The following is an 18,095-nucleotide window of genomic DNA, read 5'->3' on the forward strand; positions in this document are numbered from 1 at the left end:
GAGTTATTGATTAAGTTGTTGTAATAAATGTTTTGTTTTCAGAGTCAGTTCTTCTTCATTAACATCTTTTCCGATGAGAGAGCTTCCCAATCCTGCTGCTATGGCGCCCCCATTGAGCCATCCTCTGATATCTTCAGTTTCAGCATGGATTCCTCCGGTTGGCATAAAATTCATTCCCGGAAAAACAGGTTTCACAGATTTTATGTAGTTCTTCCCTAAAGCATCTGCCGGGAATATTTTAACCAGTGTTAACCCATTCTGATGCGCAATATTGATATCGGAAGGGGTAAAGCAGCCCGGAATCAGAAGGATATTTTTTTCGAGAGCATGTTTCACCAATGCCTCATTGATAACAGGTGTGATGATAAAATCTGCTTTTACGTTAGCATAATCATCCATTTCCTGTATGTTTTTTACCGTCCCGATTCCTAACAGAAGACCAGGAAATTCAATATGGGAAATTTCTTTCAGCTTAGTGAAGTTTTCCAGTGCCTGATGACCGCGGTTGGTATATTCTATCACACGGATTCCTGCTTCGTATAAAGCTTCTACGATATTTTTTGAGGCTTCATACGATTCGTTATAAAACAACGGAACTATTTTCTGGTCTTTTATTTTTTGTAGTATTTCACTCATAATGTTTCGATATTAATGCTTTCATTAATGGTATCTCCCTTTACAAAAAGCTTTTTAAAAGCAACTTTTGTAGCATCCTCCAGAATCTGCTGATCAGAATTTCCTTTTAAAATTCCATGAATCAAAGCGGCCATGAAAGAATCACCACTGCCTACTCTTTCTTCAATTTTATCTGAATTATATTTTTCTGAAATCAAAAGCTGTTCATCAGCAAATAAGGTGGCAAAATAATTGACCTGTTCCCCGTTTGTAAAGCGGAAGGTATTCGCAATTTTTTCCACCTCCGGGAATTGTCTTCTGATTTCCAATGCTGTTTTTTCTGCTTGTTTCAGAAGGTTTTCATCATCAAAATTTCCGTTAAGTTCATATTCAACCTGAATATCCAGAAACTGCCCGACAGACCAGATATTTCCCATAAGAACATTCACAAAAGGTATCAGCTCTTTAATTTTGTGAGGATTCTGATTTTGCCAAAGCAACGCCCTGTAATTCAGGTCGAGTGAAACCGTGATATTTCTTGTTCTGGCTTCTTTCATGATCTGTAAACATTTGCGAAATGCATGGTCACTCAAAGCCGGTGTGATGGTACTGATATGCAGCCATTTTACCTCTGAAAATATCTCATCATCACTGAAATTTACAAAATCCGATTGGGTAAAAACAGACGGAAAACGGTCGTACACTACTGAAGCGTTCTGCATATCTCCATCAGAAGAAAGGTAAAATGTTCCTATTCTCCCTTGAGTTTTTTCTGCAAGGACTTCAATTCCTTTATTGTTAAGCTGGGATTCCAGCTGGTTTCCTACGAAATTCTCCGGTAAAGCTGATAATAGTTTCACAGGATTCTTCCACTGGGAAAGTGCTGCTGCCACATTATATTCAGCGCCGCCAACATACATCTTCAAAGACTGCTCATTCAACCAGTTTCCTTCGGAATCCGGGGCAAAGTGGAGAAGCAGTTCCCCGAAACATAGTATTTTTGCTGAACCCTGCATGGTATTAGATTTCAAAATAATTTTTTGTATTGTGATAACAGATATCCTGAATAATTTTTCCGACCCATTTTTCATCATCGGGAAGAAGCCCTCTTTCCATTTCACTTCCGAACAGACTGCACAAAAGTCTTCTGAAATAATCGTGTCTTGAGAATGACAGTAAGCTTCGGGAATCGGTCAACATGCCGACAAAAGTGCTGATCAGACCAATATTGGAGAGTGTATTCATCTGTTTGGTCATCCCGTCGAGCTGATCAAGAAACCACCAGGCTGCTCCAAACTGTACTTTAGATTTGATTCCTCCTTCATTGAAATTTCCGGCAAGAGTCGCCAGAACTTCATTAAGTGCCGGATTCAGATTGTATATAATGGTTTTGGCCAGTTTTCCTTCTGAATTCAATGCATCCAGCAAAACGCTCAATCGCTGTGCATAATATGGTTCTCCAATGGCATCGTATCCTGCATTGGCACCCATTTTTCTGAACATTTCTGAATTGTTATTCCGGGTTGCCCCTACATGAAACTGCTGTACCCAGCCTTTTTCTGCGTACATTTTGCAAAGCTCTTTCAGCATATAGCCGCATAATGCATCCGGATCGGAAAATGTTGAGAGATTACCTTTCAGGAATCCGGAAAACTCTTTTTCAAGGTTTTGATTCCACTTTGTGGTATCCGGAAAATATTCAAAGCCGTGATCGGCCACTTTTGCTCCTGCTTCCACAAAATAATTGATTCTGGACTGAAGCGCATTTAACAGATCAGAAGCTGACACGATGGAAAATCCACAGACTTTTTCAAGCTTTTTAATTCCTGAAAGATACTGTTCGGGATTAATCATATTGATATAGGCATCAGGTCGGAAAGCAGGAAGAACAGCTGTTTGAAAGCTGCTGCTTTTTAAAGCTTTATGATGAACCAGATCATCAGCAGGATCATCTGTTGTACATAAGGCTTCTACTTTAAAATTTTCAATAATGGATTGTGGTAAAAAACCAGGTGTCTGCAGACTTTCATTCATCTGATGATACACCGTATCTGCATTATTGGGTGATAAATATTCGTTGATACCAAAAGGATTTTTGAGTTCCAGATGCGTCCAGTGAAACAGCGGATTGCGAAGGGTATACGGCACCACTTCGGCCCATTTCATGAATTTTTCATAATCTGAAGCATTTCCGGAAATAAACTGTTCATCAATGCCAAAATTTCTCATGGCTCTCCATTTGTAATGGTCACCATCCAGCCAGATAGCGGTTGGAGAACGGAAATTCTGATTGGCCGCAATAACGTCCGGCTCCAAATGATTGTGGTAATCTATAACCGGCATATCTTTAGCATAACCGAAATACAGATTCTTTGCCTTTGCTGATTCAAGCAAAAACAATTCTCCGAAAACGTTTTTATTTTTAATGGAATTACTCATTATTTATTTTTACAATCCTGGATTTTAATTAACTTGTTTACACTCTGCAAAACCACAAAAGTCACAAAAGCTTTGTTTTTAGAACACTTCAATTATGATTATGCAGAAAAGTTCACATAAGATGAAAATCAATGATTTTCACAACACTTAGGTGTCTACATTTAAAAACAGAACCCTTAATGAAACCACTAAGGTCCTGTTTGATGATATGAAGAAATTAGCTTTTTATACTCCGCTGAATGCGCTGAAACCTCCATCAACAGGAATCAGTGCTCCTGTGATAAAACTTGCTGCATCGGAACACAGAAACTGTATAACCCCGTTCAGTTCTTCTACTTCTCCAAATCTCTGCATAGGTGTTTTCGCCATTACTTTTTTACTTCTTTCCGTTAAGCTTCCATCCGGATTCAGAAGGATTGCGCGGTTCTGATCTCCAATGAAAAATCCGGGAGCCACGGCATTAACGCGTATTTTATCTCCAAATTTCAATGCCAGGTCAGAAGCCAGCCATTGCGTAAAATTGGTAATTGCTGATTTGGCGGCAGAATATCCGGCCACTCTTGTAATTGCTGAATAGGCGGCCATGGAAGAAATATTAATAATGTTTCCGCTCCCCTGCTCAGCCATTACTTTTCCGAAAACATAGCTCGGATAAACAGTTCCGTTGATATTCAGATCTGTAACCTCTGCCCATCCTTTCATATTCATATCGAAAAATGACTGTTCGGGAGATAAGGTTGCTGACGGAATATTTCCACCCGCTATATTGAGCAGAATATCAATACGGCCATACTTTTCCTTTATTTTCACTGAAGCGGCTTCAAGGCTTTCAATATCCATCACATTGGCTTCTACAGCAAGTGCATCCCCGCCCAAATCTGTCAGTTCTTTTACCCGGGCATCCAATGTTTCCTGGTTTCTTCCCAGTGCAACAACTTTTGCTCCGGCCTCTATAAAACTTTTGGCAAGGCTGCCTCCCAAAACGCCCGAAGCCCCTGTGATGACTGCTACTTTGTTTTCAATACTAAACAGGTCTTTCATTTTACTTTTTTATTATTTATTACAAACGCAGATTAATTTTTTTGTAATTCCGACTGTACTGCAGCCATTACTCCTTCGATCTGGCCCAATGCCAGCATTCTTCCTAAAAATGAATAGCCGGGATTATATCCTTTGTCAATATCTTCTGTTAAAAGTCTACCATGGTCAATCCTCATAGGAAGATCAGGATTTTCTTTTTCAAATACACGGATTACTTCAATGAGTTTTCCTCTTCCTCCCAGGTGATGAGCCTCGATAAAATCACCGTTTTCAAAGACATTTGTACTTCTCAGGTGAACGAATTTGGTACGGTGAGCAAATTTTTGCGCAAGCTTTGGAACATCATTCTGAAGGTTGGCGCTTAAAGATCCGGCACAGAATGTTAATCCGTTGTGAGGATTATCAACAGCTTTCAGAAGCCAGTCGATATCTTCTTCATTGGTTACTATTCTGGGTAAGCCCAGTAATGAAAAAGGCGGATCATCAGGATGTACACACATCTGGATATTCCATTTTTCGCATACAGGCATTATTTTTTCAAGGAAATATTTCATGTTTTGGCGAAGCTGATGCTTATCTATACCATCGTACAAAGCCAGCAGACTGTTGAACTTTTCTACAGGATTCAATTCGCCTTCTCTGATATTTCCGTTAACGAAGCCCTGTGTTTTTACAATGACTGAATCTATCAGGTCATGATTATCTTTTTCCGTTAAGGTATTTTTTAATTCTTCTACCTTCTGAAGGATTTCCGGGTTATAGTCGTTTTCTGCTCCCTCTCTTTTAAGGATATGAATTTCGAAGTACGCAAACTTGGCTTTGTCAAAATAAAGTGAGGATGAACCGTCTTTCCATTCGTGAAAAAGGTCGGTGCGTGCCCAGTCGAGAACAGGCATAAAGTTGTAGCAAACTGTTGTAACCCCCGCTTTACCCAGATTCTCAAGGCTCGTGATATAATTTTCTATTAAAGAGTCACGGTCTTCACCTCCGTATTTGATCGCCTCACTCACAGGAAGACTTTCAACAACAGACCAACGAAGTCCGTGGCTTTCTATATAGTTTTTATAATCATTGATGGCCTCCAGATTCCAGATTTCTCCGTTTGGGATATCATGCAGTGCAGAAACAATTCCTTCTACTCCTATTTGACGAAGTGTACTCAGCTGTATTTTGTCTTTTTTTCCAAACCAACGCCAGGTTTTTTCCATAATGTAAAGTTTTAATTCAGATAAACAAAGCAGGTGCTTTTCACACCTACTCTGTTACTGATATGAATGTAGAAAATAATTAATTGTATCCTGGATTCTGATATTTTGCTTTAATATCTGCCGATACTTCCATCGCATCAATCTGATTCTGAGGAATGGGTCTCAGATAGTGAAAGGGTTTTATCGTTCTTGTAACCGTTTGTGGGGCATGATCTCCATAAGAAGCTCCTCCTATCTGATAGGTTGCTGCATAGTCTCCCCACTTCTGTGTACGTACCAGATCATACCATCTGTAGAATTCCCCGTAGTATTCACGGGATCTTTCTGCAAGAATATAATCAATGGTAATTACGGATGGTGTAGCAGCAGTCATTGCAGCACTGTTATCTGCTACATAAGCAGTATTTTCAGCATTATTGAACTTCCATTTTCCGGCACGGGCACGGATCACATTGATAAGATCTCTGGCTGTCCTGGCTCCTGACGCTCCTTTCACTGCTGCTTCCGCTGCAATAAAATAGAATTCTGAAAACTTAGCGACACTGAAAGGGCGGGTTAATCCCGCATTCGGATATCCTAACCCGTTCGGATCATCGGTACGGTAAGTTCCTATTTTCCATAATCCAGGATATACAATTCTGCTGATTCCGTTCGGTGCAATGACCCAGTCTGCTCTCCCCGGAAGGGTTCCTGCTCCTACACCGCTTTGTCCGGATCCTGTAGGATAAGAAGGAGTCTGGCTGTCATCATTCAGGAAGCTTAAGATTGCTCCTCCCGGCTGCACAGGTAAATTATTGGCGTTATAAAGTACAGGAACCGTTGTAAGGCCTGTTCCATTCTTGTTCCAGTTTCCTCTGTAGGTGGTTACAAAAGTTCCATCATAACGGGAATCGTTGGTTTTATCTGCAAAAGTATTTTTAATAACTCCCAACGTAGGACACATACGAACCCAAGGACGTCCCAGTGACTGTGCTGCTTCTCTCTGTACTGAACTTACAACGTCTGCTCCAACCCATGCTGTTGTTTTACTACTTTTGATGGCAGTATAGTTCCAGGTCTGCATCCATGCTGCAAAATTATCCGGGGCCCAGCCTGAACCAAATCCTACAGGGTCACTTTCGTTGTAATAAGTACTTGACTGTGTATGGTCTGCATAAAGCATCGATTCGGTATTCCTGTCATTTGAACCTACATTGACATCATAGAAGGTAGGCTGAAGCGCGTAAGGTCCAGGATTGTTAATTCCTTCCATAGCGATATCATAAGCCTGCTGGAAATACCACTGGGCATTGTGCCCGTCAGGATCAGTCCTTGCCACTTCAGGGTAAGTTGGAATCCCGTTTGGATTCTGCAGCCACCATCCATAAGTAAGGTAAGCTTTGGCAAGCATCAATCTTGCAACATTTTTGGTTACCCCTCCGGTTACCCTTGGTGATGCAGGCAGATTTTCTATTGCTTTTTTAAGGTCAGCAAAAACTGTTTTTGTGTATACTTCCGGCACAGTATTTCTTGCAGAAGTTGTGGATGGCAGCGTATTGTATTTCAATTCTCCTGCTCCCAAATCCAGAGGAACTCCTCCATAGGTCTGTACGAGCATGAAGTAATAAAATCCACGGAAGAAACGGGCTTCAGAGATCATAGATTCTGCAATTCCGAATCCTGGTCCTTTTTCAATAATTCCGTTGGCTGTATTGATATACGGGAATACAGAGTTCCAGACCATACTTGTAGGAAAAGTATTGGAATTGATATTCCCGTTTCCGGACATATCGAGTTCTTTAAAGTTACCATCAGCACTTTGAGCCCAGGTAGATTCATCTGTACCATTCTGGCAATTGCTCATAAAATATCCGTTACCGTACAATAAACGCATCTGTCTGTATAAGGCTGTAAAGCCCTGGTTAACTCCGTCTGCTGTATTAAAATAGTCAGCCGTATATATTGATCTTGGCTGCTCATCAAGAATTTCATTACAACCTGTAAATGTTAAGGATAAAAAGAGAGCTCCCAATAGCAGTTTTTTGTTAAAATTTATCATGACTGTACAGTTTTAAAAGGTTAAGTTTAGTCCCATTAAGTAATTTCTTGTGGAAGGATTATTGGTTCCTATAACAAGCTGGCGGCTCTGATATCCGCTAACCGCCTGGTTCTCATTCCCAAAAGAGTTAGGCTCCGGATCCATTCCTGAGAATTTATGATAAGGGGAGAATAATACCACAGGGTTGGTTACGGTAAAGTAGATTCTAAGACTATTGATTTTCAGATCTTTCAGTAATTCTTTATTAACATTATAGCCTAATGTAATGGTACGAAGCTTAAGGTAAGAAGCATCAAACATCGCTAATGTAGAGGAATACTTTGGATTATCACCACTCAAGTGACGGCCCGGACGCGGAAAATAAGCACCGGTATTATCTTCTGTCCAGTAATCCACATCCACGTTATTCCCTCTTCCGGTTAATCTGTTAAGATAACTTGCTGATCCGTAAATCGTACTCACCAGGATTCCTCCGTGCTGGAAAGCCCCTACGGTACTTAGTTCAAAATTCTTGTAGGCAAAGCGCATATTGAATCCTCCCTGGAATTTCGGAGCAGTATCAAAAATCTGTCTGTCATCCGGTCCTATTGCTCTCATCGGAGTCCCGTCAGCATTATAACCTCCTGTGTAAAGAACTTTAATAGATCCTATAACATCTGCCGGAGTTCCGGGCTCCAGAATACTCTGGTAAGGGTCACCAGCCTGCCAAAGACCTATATACTGATAATCATATAATGAATTGATATTATGACCTACAAACCATAAGTTATTAACGTCACGATCTGTTCCGGATGCAAGAGATAAAATTTTGTTTTTATTGGTATAAAAATTAACTCCGGCTTCCCATGTAAACCCATCCGGATTGTCAAAAATGGTACCATTTAAAGAAACCTCCAATCCTTTATTTTCTGTTTCTGCTACATTGGAAACAATGGATGACCAACCGCTTGATGCCGGAAGACTTTTTTGTGTCAACAGGTCATAGGTATGGGTTTTGTAATATTCCACACTTCCCGTAAGACGGTTATTCAGTATTCCGAAATCAACCCCGTAGTTTTGTGTTTTTGAATATTCCCATCCTAAATTCGGGTTTGGAGGCTGACTTCCGTAAATCCCTGTACTTCCTGCAAGTCCATAATTATAAGGAGCGACATTAAATCTTCCCATCGTAGTGTATGGATCTACTGCCTGATTGGAAGTCTGCCCCCATCCTGCTCTGAATTTAAGGAGATTAATCACTTTGATATTCTGCATGAAGGATTCATTGGTAACATTCCATCCTAATGATAATGCGGGATACGTATGCCATTTGTTTCCCGGAGCAAGCCTGGAAGAACCGTCTCCACGAAGAGTGGCGGTCAGCATATATTTATTATCATAAGTATACATTACTCTTCCCATCGCTGAAAGCAGGCCGGTTTTCCAATATATCTGGTCTTCTGGTCTTACTGTAATATCCGCCTGTGGTGACTGTCCCAGGTTATAATACTGGAAGAAATCTGCAGGGACGTTCTTTGCGCTCATGTATGAACTTGTATATTTATTACCCTCCGCAGAATATAATGCTACAGCATTAATCTTGTGTTTTCCAAATGTACGGTCGTACGTCAAAAGGTTTTCCAATACCCAATGGTAGGTCTGATTATTTCCTCTTCCTGCAGCTGAAGGCCCTTGAGGGTTTGTATTAAAGACTCCTACACCGGCATAGTTGCCACTGTTTGAGGTACGGAAATCCAAACCAACATTTAACCTGTATTTCAATCCTTTAATTGGCAGGCTTGCCTCCCCGTAAAGGTTGTTGTATGATGCAAAAGATTTGGTTTCATCTATATATTTATCCCCTAAGCTTTCCAAGCTTCTTCTGGTATAGATCCATGTCTGATCAATTCCTCCTGCAGTACTCATTACTCTTTTCGGGCTTCCGTCCGGATTATAAGGATTGGCAATAGGAGAATATCCCAGAACCGCTCCCGGATTTACTCCGTTCCCTTCTGAGATGGAATAATTGGAATTGGTTGTAAAACCAAACTTAAAAATAGAGCCCACCTGTTGGTCAATAGCCATCCTAAGGGCGAATCTTTCATAACTCTGAACAGGGATTAATGCATTTTGTTTGAAATATGACAAACCTACATTATAATTCCCACCTTCTGTTCCTCCTGAAACTCCTACATCATGACTGGTCATCATTGCCGGCTTATAAAACAGGCTTTGCCAATCTGTATTCACACTGTTATTTTCATCAGCACCGTTTGAATACAAAGGTGTTGTATTTCCGGCAGGAATTGCATAAGCACGCAACTGTGCAAACTTAGGCCCGTCCATCATAGGATATTTTGAAAACAAGGTCTGCACTCCTGTAAATGTATTGTAGGTGAATCTGGGCCTCTGCCCTTTTGCTCCTCTGTTTGTGGTAACGAGAATAACACCGTTTGCTCCTCTGGAACCGTAGATGGCGGTGGCAGAGGCATCTTTCAGGATATCAATACTTTTAATATCGCTGGAGCTTATATCTCCCAGTGACCCTACAAAAGGAATACCGTCCAATACAATCAGCGGATTGTTATCTCCCGTAAGAGATCTTGTTCCCCTGATACGGATCTGCATGGCTGCGCCCGGTTTGGTAGAAGTCTGTGAGATATCTACCCCCGCAGTTCTTCCCTGTAATGCCTGGGTAATATTGGCAGAAGGTACTTCACGCAGGGCATCTCCTTTTACAGTGGCTACAGAACCTGTCACAGCTTCTTTTCTCTGGGTTCCATATCCTATCACAACAACTTCATCTATTTTATTTTCTTTAGCTACTGTATCTTTCTTAACCTGTGAATATGCTATGCCGGAAGGCAATAAAGTCATTGCAAAGAATAATGCGGCTCTATTGCTCTTATTGAAATAAAATCGGTTCATAATTATTATTTTAATATTAGTTGTTGAATAAAAGGCTGTTTAATAATTATAATTTCTAAAATCCTTAGTGTTTATGAGCCTTTTATTTTTTATTATATATACATATTCACGATAGCTTCAAACAGCTCCTGCTTTCCGCTTTTTGGCTGTGGTTCACCGATTTCGTGAGCTATTCTCTGCAGATCTTCCAGTGTAAGCGAGCCTTCTTCAAATGCTTTTCCGTTACCATTATCAAAAGAAGCGTAACGATCTGTTCTCAGTTTTTTGTAATCCGAATTTTCAAGAATATCAGCCGCTGCCAGAAGACCTTTTGCGAATACATCCATTCCTGAAATGTGTGAAATGAATAAATCTTCAGCATCAATAGAATTTCTTCTGATTTTAGCGTCAAAATTTACTCCTCCTGTTCCCAGACCTCCTGCCGGAAGCAATACAAGCCATGCCTGAACCATGTCGTAGTAATCAATCGGGAACTGGTCCGTATCCCATCCGTTCTGGTAGTCTCCCCTGTTGGCATCAATGCTTCCTAAAAGTCCTGCATCTACTGCAACCTGAAGTTCATGCTCGAATGTGTGACCTGCCAATGTAGCATGGTTTACTTCGATATTCAGTTTAAAGTCTTTATCTAATCCGTAATGTCTCAGGAATCCGATTACAGTTTCAGAATCATAATCGTACTGGTGTTTGGTAGGTTCCATTGGTTTTGGTTCAATCAGGAAAGTTCCTTTAAAGCCTTGCTGACGTGCATAGTCTCTCGACATGGAAAGGAAACGTGCAAGATGATCTTTTTCACGTTTCATATCCGTGTTCAAAAGGCTCATATATCCTTCTCTTCCGCCCCAGAAAACATAATTTTCACCACCAAGTGCTATCGTAGCATCTATTGAATTTTTCACCTGCGTTCCTGCGCAAGCAACAACATCAAAATTTGGGTTTGTAGAAGCACCGTTCATGTATCTTTCATGGGTGAAAACATTCGCTGTTCCCCATAAAAGCTTAATGCCTGTTTCCTGCTGCTTTTGTTTGGCGTATTCCACGATAGTCTGCATATTCTTCTCGTAGTCTTTCCAGTTGCTGGCTGGGTCTACCAAATCGATATCATGGAAGCAGTAATAATTGAAACCCATTTTGGACATGAATTCAAAGCCTGCATCCATTTTGTGCATTGCTCTTGTTACCGGATCATTTCCGATATCCCATGGGTGGTGGATGGTAGGTCCCCCGAACGGATCACTTCCGTTTGCACATAAGGTGTGCCACCATGCCATTGCAAATCTTGTCCAGTCTTTCATAGGTTTTCCCATCACGATCTTTTCCGCATCATAATAGCGGAATGCCAACGGGTTCCTGCTCTCCTTCCCTTCAAACTTAATTTTTTCAATACCCGTAAAAAACTCTTTTGTACCTGTTAAAGTGTTCATATTTATTTGATTATTTTTTATTTATTTTTAATTTTTTGCGTAGAGATCCCCTTCTCACTGGTTCTTAAGGATCAGTAAGAGGATGAAAAATACGGTTGTAATTGTCCTAGATTATTTCGTTAAGATGATGTTTCCATCTGCCATAGGCTTCTAAATATTGTTCTCGTTTTTCGTGTTCAGGCTCTATTACCGCTATCTGCTCAAGGGAAGAAAATGCTTCCCTGGAATCTGAATAAAATCCTATTCCCATTCCGGCAGCTCTTGCTGCTCCCACCGCTCCATCGGTATCATAAAGTTCAATGACCGCATTGCTTACACTGGATAGCGACTGGCGAAAAATTGAACTTAAAAACATGTTGGCATTTCCTGCACGGATGACCTGGATATCCATTCCGATATTTCTCATGATATCCATTCCGTATTCATAAGAGAATACAATACCTTCCTGCGCCGCACGCAGTATATCTCCTTTAGTATGTATATTGAAATTAATTCCGTGAATAGAACAGCTTGTATCTTTATTTTCCAGCACTCTTTCTGCTCCGTTTCCAAAAGGAATAATGCTTAACCCTTTTGAACCGATAGGTGAAAGTGAAGCCATATCGTTCATATCCCCGTAAGAAGAAAGTGAGGTTGCAAAATTGTGCTTCAGCCACGAATTTAAAATACCGGTTCCGTTGATACACAGCAAAACCCCAAGTCTGATCTGTTCCGGAGTATAATTGACATGGGCAAATGTATTTACCCTTGATAATTTATCATATTCCAGCTGGTCCAAAACTCCGTATACCACTCCTGAAGTTCCTGCTGTAGAGGCAATTTCTCCCGGATTAAAAACATTCAGGGAAAGCGCATTGTTGGGCTGATCTCCTGCTCTGTAAGAAATAGGTGTACCTTCCTTTAAGCCTAATTCTTCCGCTGCTGCCCTTGAAACTGTTGCCTGAATACCGAATGTAGGTACAATTTCGGGGAAAAAACTTTCAGGAATTCCATAGTGGTTAATGATATCTTCCGAAATGCAGTTGTTCTTAAAATCCCAGAATATTCCTTCTGATAATCCTTCAATGGTCATTCCTATCTGCCCTGAAAGTCTCATGGCAATATAGTCTCCCGGAAGCATTATTTTATCTATCTTTTCAAAGATCTCAGGTTCATTTTCTTTTACCCATGCAAGCTTAGAAGCGGTAAAATTCCCCGGTGAATTCAACAGATGAGAAAGACATTTTTCTTCACCTATGGTTTTAAAAGCATGCTCACCATAAGGCACAGCACGGCTGTCACACCAGATAATGGATGGTCTTAAAAGGTTCTGATCTTTGTCTACCAGAATCAACCCATGCATCTGCCAGGTGATTCCGATTCCTTTGATATCTTCAGCATGTACTCCAGATTCATGCATGACAGCTTCGTGTGCCAACTTCAGATTGATCCACCAGTCAACCGGATTTTGCTCTGCCCATCCCGGATTTATAGCAGTGATTTTCATTTCTTTTTTGGGAGAAAATTCAGAAGCAATCACCTTTCCACTGGATGCCTCGATGAGACACACTTTCACAGAAGAACTGCCAATGTCATAGCCTAGTAAGTACATAATTTTTTTAAAAAAGATTATTTTATAAGTTTTGTATTGTTTTTCTTGTAAATCTTAGCATCAAACCTGTAATATCTTGCGGCGCGGTGTGATACATCTTTTTGGATTTCATCCAAAGGAACAATATAGGGGAACGAAGATATTTTCTTATGAAAATTCTTAATATCGATATTTTTTTCGCTTAAAGCACTGTATAGCTGATAAAGCTGTCTTATGGTAAACCTTTTCGGCAGCAGCTCAAAAATAATGGAGAAATCAGATTCAATCCACTTTCTGATCTCAATCAGTGATTCATTGATAATTTTGTTATGGTCAAACGGCAGTACCGGAACCTCATCAATAGGATACCAGTCTACGGTATCGTATTTTGTACTGTTGATCTTATGGTCTATTTTGCAAAGGGAAAGATAAGCCACTGTGATGATCCTGTCTATATGATGCTTGTATTCCTTATCCATCCATTTTATATCATGTATGTTGCTCGCTCTCATAGGGTCAGCAAAGCACCGGAACTGTTTAAGAACCATTTTCTTTATTCCTGTAAGCTCATGAAGTACCCTTTGTGCAGCATCATCTACATCTTCATCACTAAAGATCAGGCTTCCCGGCAGTTTTCTCTGTTTTTCCAACGGAATATCATCAACATGGCGTTGTACTAATAAGATATTCAACCGGTTTTCATGGTCAAATCCAAATACAACACAATCGACAGAGACATAGGTATGAATAAAGTTCTGATTCATTAGTTTGTTAACATTTTGGTAACATTACAAATATAAAAATTCATCTGAATAAAAAAAATAAATCAACCATTATCTGCTGCTTATCAACACCTTACATATCGAATTTTTATGATATCAATTGTATAAAAAATATGATAAGGTTATCATTGATTTTACACTTAGTATTTTCATAAGATATGAATTCACAATTAATTGCAATCTTAATCAGCTTAAAAAAAAAATTAAATTTTCTGAAGAAATATTATGATAAGAAGAATGATTTTTTTTTTCATTTCACTTGAAAAAAAAATGTAAAAAACACACTTTTCATTAATAAAATACCACCAAAAATGGTTTTTTTTTCACCATTTTTCTTACTCAACCCTAAAGATTTACGAAATAAAGAATTCGAAGAGAAGAAACAACTGATTTTTACAGGTATCAGAATTCAGAACCAGGAATGGCCGGAAATAATTCTGTTAATATGTTTCGTTGAATGACTCGAAATACCAGTAAATCTAATGAATTCAACCTTAAAAAAAACACAATACTCAACCATTAACACACTGAAAACCAACGGCATAAAATTTACTATTTGTTAACTATCAAATCACTCCCTATGTCACATAAATTTATTCTTTTTCTGTATTCCGTACCTTTCATAACATTAGCTCAAGTTGGTATTAATACCAATACTCCAACACGCAAACTTCATGTCGTTGGTAACATGCGCGTTGGTGTTTTGACCAATAAATCTGAATCTGCGGCATATGATCAAATATTATCTACAGATATTAACGGGAATGTAGATTATATTACAAAGTCCAGTATGAAGCCTCCATTGGATCCCGGAACGTCCAACAAAGAAAGTTACAGTTTACTTTATAATATGCCCGGCCCTAACGGAGATCCTGCCAGAACATTAAAATGTGGTAAATTTTTATTTGTCTTTGAAGGCACCGATCAATCACGGATCAATTTCAGGCTGGCTGAAAATCCGGGAACTGATGTAAATATTTATATGAGTATGGAGCAGAATTTTAATGCCAATGGCTTTCAGTTTTATCAGGGAAAAGCTCCAACCGACCCCTCCACTGTTCCCTTTTTATTCACTACCTCTAACTGGAACGTTAATCAAGAATTTGCACGGGCAAATTTAGCTGATTATGAACAGAATATTATGCATTTCCAATACCCAAATGACACAGATTTTTATAGGCTGACCATTTATAAGGTAAAGCAGAATACCGGAGCAGATAGTTGGGATTTTGTTGCTTCTTGTGAAAAATTTTAGATATGAGGAATATAGTATTTTTAGTTATTGGGCTTAATGGTCTTGTGATGGCTCAGGATCAAAAGTTTGGTATAGATACCAATATGCCCACAAGGAAATTGGATATAAACGGAGACTTAAGGGTCACTTCTACAAACGACGTAACTAATAATGTTTCCTATGACAGAATTGTAACCGCAAGTAATGCAACAGGTAATATAGACTATATTAATATATCTGCTGTTGCACAAACAGAGACAAACAATGTTGAAGTAAAACGTATGGTCTATAACAGTTCTGTGCCGGATGAGACTAAAGAATGTAGTTGTGGTGATGTCACTTTTCGGATTAATAATCTGAATACTGCTGAAATTAAACTTAATTCCCTCACCACTTTTGTAACAAATGGGAACATTACAAACTTTAACCTGGGCTATGGAATTAAAAGATGGATAAATAATTCATATAATTTTGTCAACAGAACAATTGCATTTACAAATTTGAATTATTCAGCTTATCAGTCATTAGACCCTGCTACATTTACCACAGGTCCAAATTACACAGTCAGAATCTATACAATTGTACCGCCAAAACAAAATAATTTGTACCGCCTCACTCTATCCCGTATCAGTAATACCAATACTGATTTTACATATGCCCTTATATGTGAAAAATTTTATATTCAAACTCTATAATATGAAAAATATTTCTTTATTTTTTAGCCTGGTATCATTTTCCATTAACGCTCAAGTTGGCATAGGAACAACTGCGCCAGCCAGAGCATTAGATGTTAATGGTGATGTAAGAATAAGAACGTTAACAGATAAAAGTACCGATGGTAATTACAATAAAATAATTGTTGCCAATTCAAATGGAGATCTCGACTCCTGGGATAAAGCAAGTTTATTAAATACGGTAAGAGATCGTGCCATAGAAAATAAAAAAATTGTTTATTTTTCAAATTCCCCTGTAATAGGGAATGTCATGGATTGTGGCAAAATGCAATACAGATTTGACACTGGTCCCCTACCTCAAATGAGATTGGTAACCGCTGCTGATATTATAATCTATTACACTAAGATTCAAAAAGTAAATAGCAACGTCAATACTTTTATACCTCCCAACAGCATTATATCAAACCTTACTGCAACATATACTGCATCAAACACCTGGTTCACTCTGGACCCTGCTTATTCAAATAACATTTTAGATGAACTTTACATGACTTATCCAGGTGATGCCAACCTTTACAGGGTAACTTTTCTAGCAAGAAATATGGGAGCAGACCAATATTTCTATACGATGCTCTGCGAAAAATTTTAAATGAGAAATTAAAGTATCCGGATTAGCGGCTGAAACAATCTCTGATGAACTGAGCTTTGACTTTGCATGGATGGATAATTGATATCATTCCCGAAAATGAAATCAAATAATAGACTAATACATAATCATTGTTTGCATCTTATTAACTTAATTCCACTTGTTCAGCAAGAAATATTGACTATTCTTAACCGATTTAACGACAAAATGCCAAATGATTGTTTTTGCATCATTTGGCATTCTTTGTTATTAGTGAACCCACTGGTACAGAACTCGAACTCACTACTGGAAGATTTGAGGCGATTGAACCAATTGAAAGACAGTCCATATCAACAAGATTTAAACACGGAAAAGGTTAGTCAATCTAAACCTAAACAGCCTCAAAGCCCTGCAAAAGTAGAGGGAGCTAAAAAGATACGGTTTTGATATACATGGTATATATACCCAATGTTTTGCAAAGGCTTTCGATATTGTCCAGTTTATCCCCTAAAAAAATCTTACCTGACTTCGGTTCGTATCATGGAACAAATTCATAGTTAAGGCTAATATTTGTATTAAGATAGATATTACCTGATTTAAAAACCGTGGCTATGAGACATCCATTACAGACCATTGTTGCCGACATCCAAAAGCAGGAAAGAAAATTATCTGCCGAAGCATCCAGTTTCATTGATGAGGCTTATAAAATGACTATTTATCTTCAAGAGTTGTTGCGTACCCTCAAAGAAGATGTATTGAAAGAGGGCTTTTCCAGCAAAGACGAAGAAATCAATTTTTTCAAGCTGATAAAACCTAATATTCTCGGTAAACTCATTTATTACAACAAAGTGTACCGGATTGAAACAGCCTGTCCCGCAGAAAACGGAAATTTACATCAATGCTATTTTGCTTTGCAGTTGAGGGAATTAAAGCAGGAATACAAAGAGCATATCTGTAACTCGGAATTTTACAGGTATTACCGCTCCGGCAGAACCGACCGTGATGAGAATTACTATACGCTGGGTAACATCAACTACTATGATGGGCTAAATAGCTTTGTATTTGAAATTGACCCGAGCTTCTCTACCTACTTTGATTATAAGGTGGCAAAAATCATCGCCAACGAACTCATCTATAATTATCTCACCACAAAATTAAGCCCTGAACAAAATCCCGATGTTTTATTGCAGGATAGCGATGCAAAAGATATTTTTTGGACACAAACAAAGAACGCACTCATTGAATTGATTTATGCACTCCATGCCGCCGATGCCATTTCACACGGAAAATTAGGCATCCGCAAAATCAGCATGGTGTTTCAAATCCTGTTCCGTGTTTCTCTTAATGATATACACAACAGCTTTCACCGTATGAAAACCCGTGCAGGCTCACGCACTTTGTTTTTAGACCAACTGAAATACAGTTTAGAGGAATATATGGATAAGGAAGATAACCACTAATTGCCCTCTTTTCTTTCAGGTAAAGGAACAGCATCATTGGTGCTGTTCCTTTTTTTGCCCCTTTGCCTATATGTGTATATA

General features: G+C 39.0%; 14 protein-coding genes. 4 read left to right on the forward strand and 10 right to left on the reverse strand.

Annotated features, from left to right (window positions below):
- Nucleotides 1-3: 3 nt before the first annotated feature.
- From DRF59_RS00670 to DRF59_RS00715, 10 genes are all read right to left on the reverse strand, one after another.
- Nucleotides 4-636: a bifunctional 4-hydroxy-2-oxoglutarate aldolase/2-dehydro-3-deoxy-phosphogluconate aldolase gene (locus DRF59_RS00670; protein WP_115956374.1), complete on the reverse strand. Its 633-nt coding sequence runs from the start codon at nt 634-636 to the stop codon at nt 4-6.
- On the reverse strand, nt 633-1,646 hold the full coding sequence (locus DRF59_RS00675; RefSeq protein WP_241505452.1) for a sugar kinase: 1,014 nt from the start codon (nt 1,644-1,646) through the stop codon (nt 633-635). The genes DRF59_RS00670 and DRF59_RS00675 overlap by 4 nt, the downstream gene beginning before the upstream one ends.
- Nucleotides 1,636-3,054 carry a glucuronate isomerase gene (uxaC, locus tag DRF59_RS00680; RefSeq protein WP_115956375.1) on the reverse strand — a complete coding sequence of 473 codons (1,419 nt, stop codon included), beginning with the start codon at nt 3,052-3,054 and terminating at the stop codon, nt 1,636-1,638. The genes DRF59_RS00675 and uxaC overlap by 11 nt, the downstream gene beginning before the upstream one ends.
- A gap of 225 nt (nt 3,055-3,279) precedes the next feature.
- Nucleotides 3,280-4,095, reverse strand: a complete 816-nt coding sequence (locus DRF59_RS00685; RefSeq protein WP_115956376.1) for an SDR family oxidoreductase — start codon at nt 4,093-4,095, stop codon at nt 3,280-3,282.
- Between the two features lie 32 nt (nt 4,096-4,127).
- Complete coding sequence (uxuA, locus tag DRF59_RS00690; protein WP_115956377.1) at nt 4,128-5,303, reverse strand: mannonate dehydratase; 1,176 nt, start codon at nt 5,301-5,303, stop codon at nt 4,128-4,130.
- A gap of 79 nt (nt 5,304-5,382) precedes the next feature.
- Entirely contained in the window at nt 5,383-7,341 is a 1,959-nt protein-coding gene (locus tag DRF59_RS00695) for a RagB/SusD family nutrient uptake outer membrane protein (protein WP_115956378.1), read from the reverse strand.
- A gap of 12 nt (nt 7,342-7,353) precedes the next feature.
- On the reverse strand, nt 7,354-10,248 hold the full coding sequence (locus tag DRF59_RS00700) for a SusC/RagA family TonB-linked outer membrane protein (RefSeq protein WP_115956379.1): 2,895 nt from the start codon (nt 10,246-10,248) through the stop codon (nt 7,354-7,356).
- 92 nt (nt 10,249-10,340) lie between these two features.
- Entirely contained in the window at nt 10,341-11,669 is a 1,329-nt protein-coding gene (gene xylA, locus DRF59_RS00705; protein ID WP_115956380.1) for a xylose isomerase, read from the reverse strand.
- Nucleotides 11,670-11,775: 106 nt separating this feature from the next.
- Nucleotides 11,776-13,260 (reverse strand): xylulokinase, encoded by a 1,485-nt coding sequence (locus DRF59_RS00710; RefSeq protein ID WP_115956381.1) that lies wholly within the window; start codon nt 13,258-13,260, stop codon nt 11,776-11,778.
- 17 nt (nt 13,261-13,277) lie between these two features.
- On the reverse strand, nt 13,278-14,003 hold the full coding sequence (locus tag DRF59_RS00715) for an NUDIX hydrolase (RefSeq protein ID WP_115956382.1): 726 nt from the start codon (nt 14,001-14,003) through the stop codon (nt 13,278-13,280).
- Between the two features lie 598 nt (nt 14,004-14,601).
- Between DRF59_RS00715 and DRF59_RS00720 the strand changes: the two genes are divergently transcribed.
- From DRF59_RS00720 to DRF59_RS00740, 4 genes are all read left to right on the forward strand, one after another.
- Entirely contained in the window at nt 14,602-15,276 is a 675-nt protein-coding gene (locus DRF59_RS00720; RefSeq protein ID WP_115956383.1) for a hypothetical protein, read from the forward strand.
- Nucleotides 15,277-15,278: 2 nt separating this feature from the next.
- Nucleotides 15,279-15,950: a hypothetical protein gene (locus tag DRF59_RS00725; RefSeq protein WP_115956384.1), complete on the forward strand. Its 672-nt coding sequence runs from the start codon at nt 15,279-15,281 to the stop codon at nt 15,948-15,950.
- A 1-nt stretch (nt 15,951) separates the two neighbouring features.
- A complete protein-coding gene (locus DRF59_RS00730; protein ID WP_123873638.1) occupies nt 15,952-16,578 on the forward strand; it encodes a hypothetical protein in 627 nt (208 codons plus the stop codon).
- Between the two features lie 587 nt (nt 16,579-17,165).
- On the forward strand, nt 17,166-18,014 hold the full coding sequence (locus DRF59_RS00740; RefSeq protein ID WP_115956641.1) for an RteC domain-containing protein: 849 nt from the start codon (nt 17,166-17,168) through the stop codon (nt 18,012-18,014).
- Nucleotides 18,015-18,095: the final 81 nt, after the last annotated feature.

The sequence above is a fragment of the Chryseobacterium flavum genome (assembly GCF_003385595.1).
Taxonomy (GTDB): Bacteria; Bacteroidota; Bacteroidia; order Flavobacteriales; family Weeksellaceae; genus Chryseobacterium; species Chryseobacterium flavum.

What these genes read in the sequence shown, in the direction of transcription:
- uxaC (WP_115956375.1), bottom strand. Translation starts at nt 3,054, where the DNA reads ATGAGTAATTCCATTAAAAATAAAAACGTTTTCGGAGAATTGTTTTTG.
- DRF59_RS00740 (WP_115956641.1), top strand. Translation starts at nt 17,166, where the DNA reads ATGAGACATCCATTACAGACCATTGTTGCCGACATCCAAAAGCAGGAA.
- DRF59_RS00685 (WP_115956376.1), bottom strand. Translation starts at nt 4,095, where the DNA reads ATGAAAGACCTGTTTAGTATTGAAAACAAAGTAGCAGTCATCACAGGG.
- DRF59_RS00725 (WP_115956384.1), top strand. Translation starts at nt 15,279, where the DNA reads ATGAGGAATATAGTATTTTTAGTTATTGGGCTTAATGGTCTTGTGATG.
- DRF59_RS00695 (WP_115956378.1), bottom strand. Translation starts at nt 7,341, where the DNA reads ATGATAAATTTTAACAAAAAACTGCTATTGGGAGCTCTCTTTTTATCC.
- uxuA (WP_115956377.1), bottom strand. Translation starts at nt 5,303, where the DNA reads ATGGAAAAAACCTGGCGTTGGTTTGGAAAAAAAGACAAAATACAGCTG.
- DRF59_RS00670 (WP_115956374.1), bottom strand. Translation starts at nt 636, where the DNA reads ATGAGTGAAATACTACAAAAAATAAAAGACCAGAAAATAGTTCCGTTG.
- DRF59_RS00715 (WP_115956382.1), bottom strand. Translation starts at nt 14,003, where the DNA reads ATGAATCAGAACTTTATTCATACCTATGTCTCTGTCGATTGTGTTGTA.
- xylA (WP_115956380.1), bottom strand. Translation starts at nt 11,669, where the DNA reads ATGAACACTTTAACAGGTACAAAAGAGTTTTTTACGGGTATTGAAAAA.
- DRF59_RS00710 (WP_115956381.1), bottom strand. Translation starts at nt 13,260, where the DNA reads ATGTACTTACTAGGCTATGACATTGGCAGTTCTTCTGTGAAAGTGTGT.
- DRF59_RS00700 (WP_115956379.1), bottom strand. Translation starts at nt 10,248, where the DNA reads ATGAACCGATTTTATTTCAATAAGAGCAATAGAGCCGCATTATTCTTT.
- DRF59_RS00720 (WP_115956383.1), top strand. Translation starts at nt 14,602, where the DNA reads ATGTCACATAAATTTATTCTTTTTCTGTATTCCGTACCTTTCATAACA.
- DRF59_RS00730 (WP_123873638.1), top strand. Translation starts at nt 15,952, where the DNA reads ATGAAAAATATTTCTTTATTTTTTAGCCTGGTATCATTTTCCATTAAC.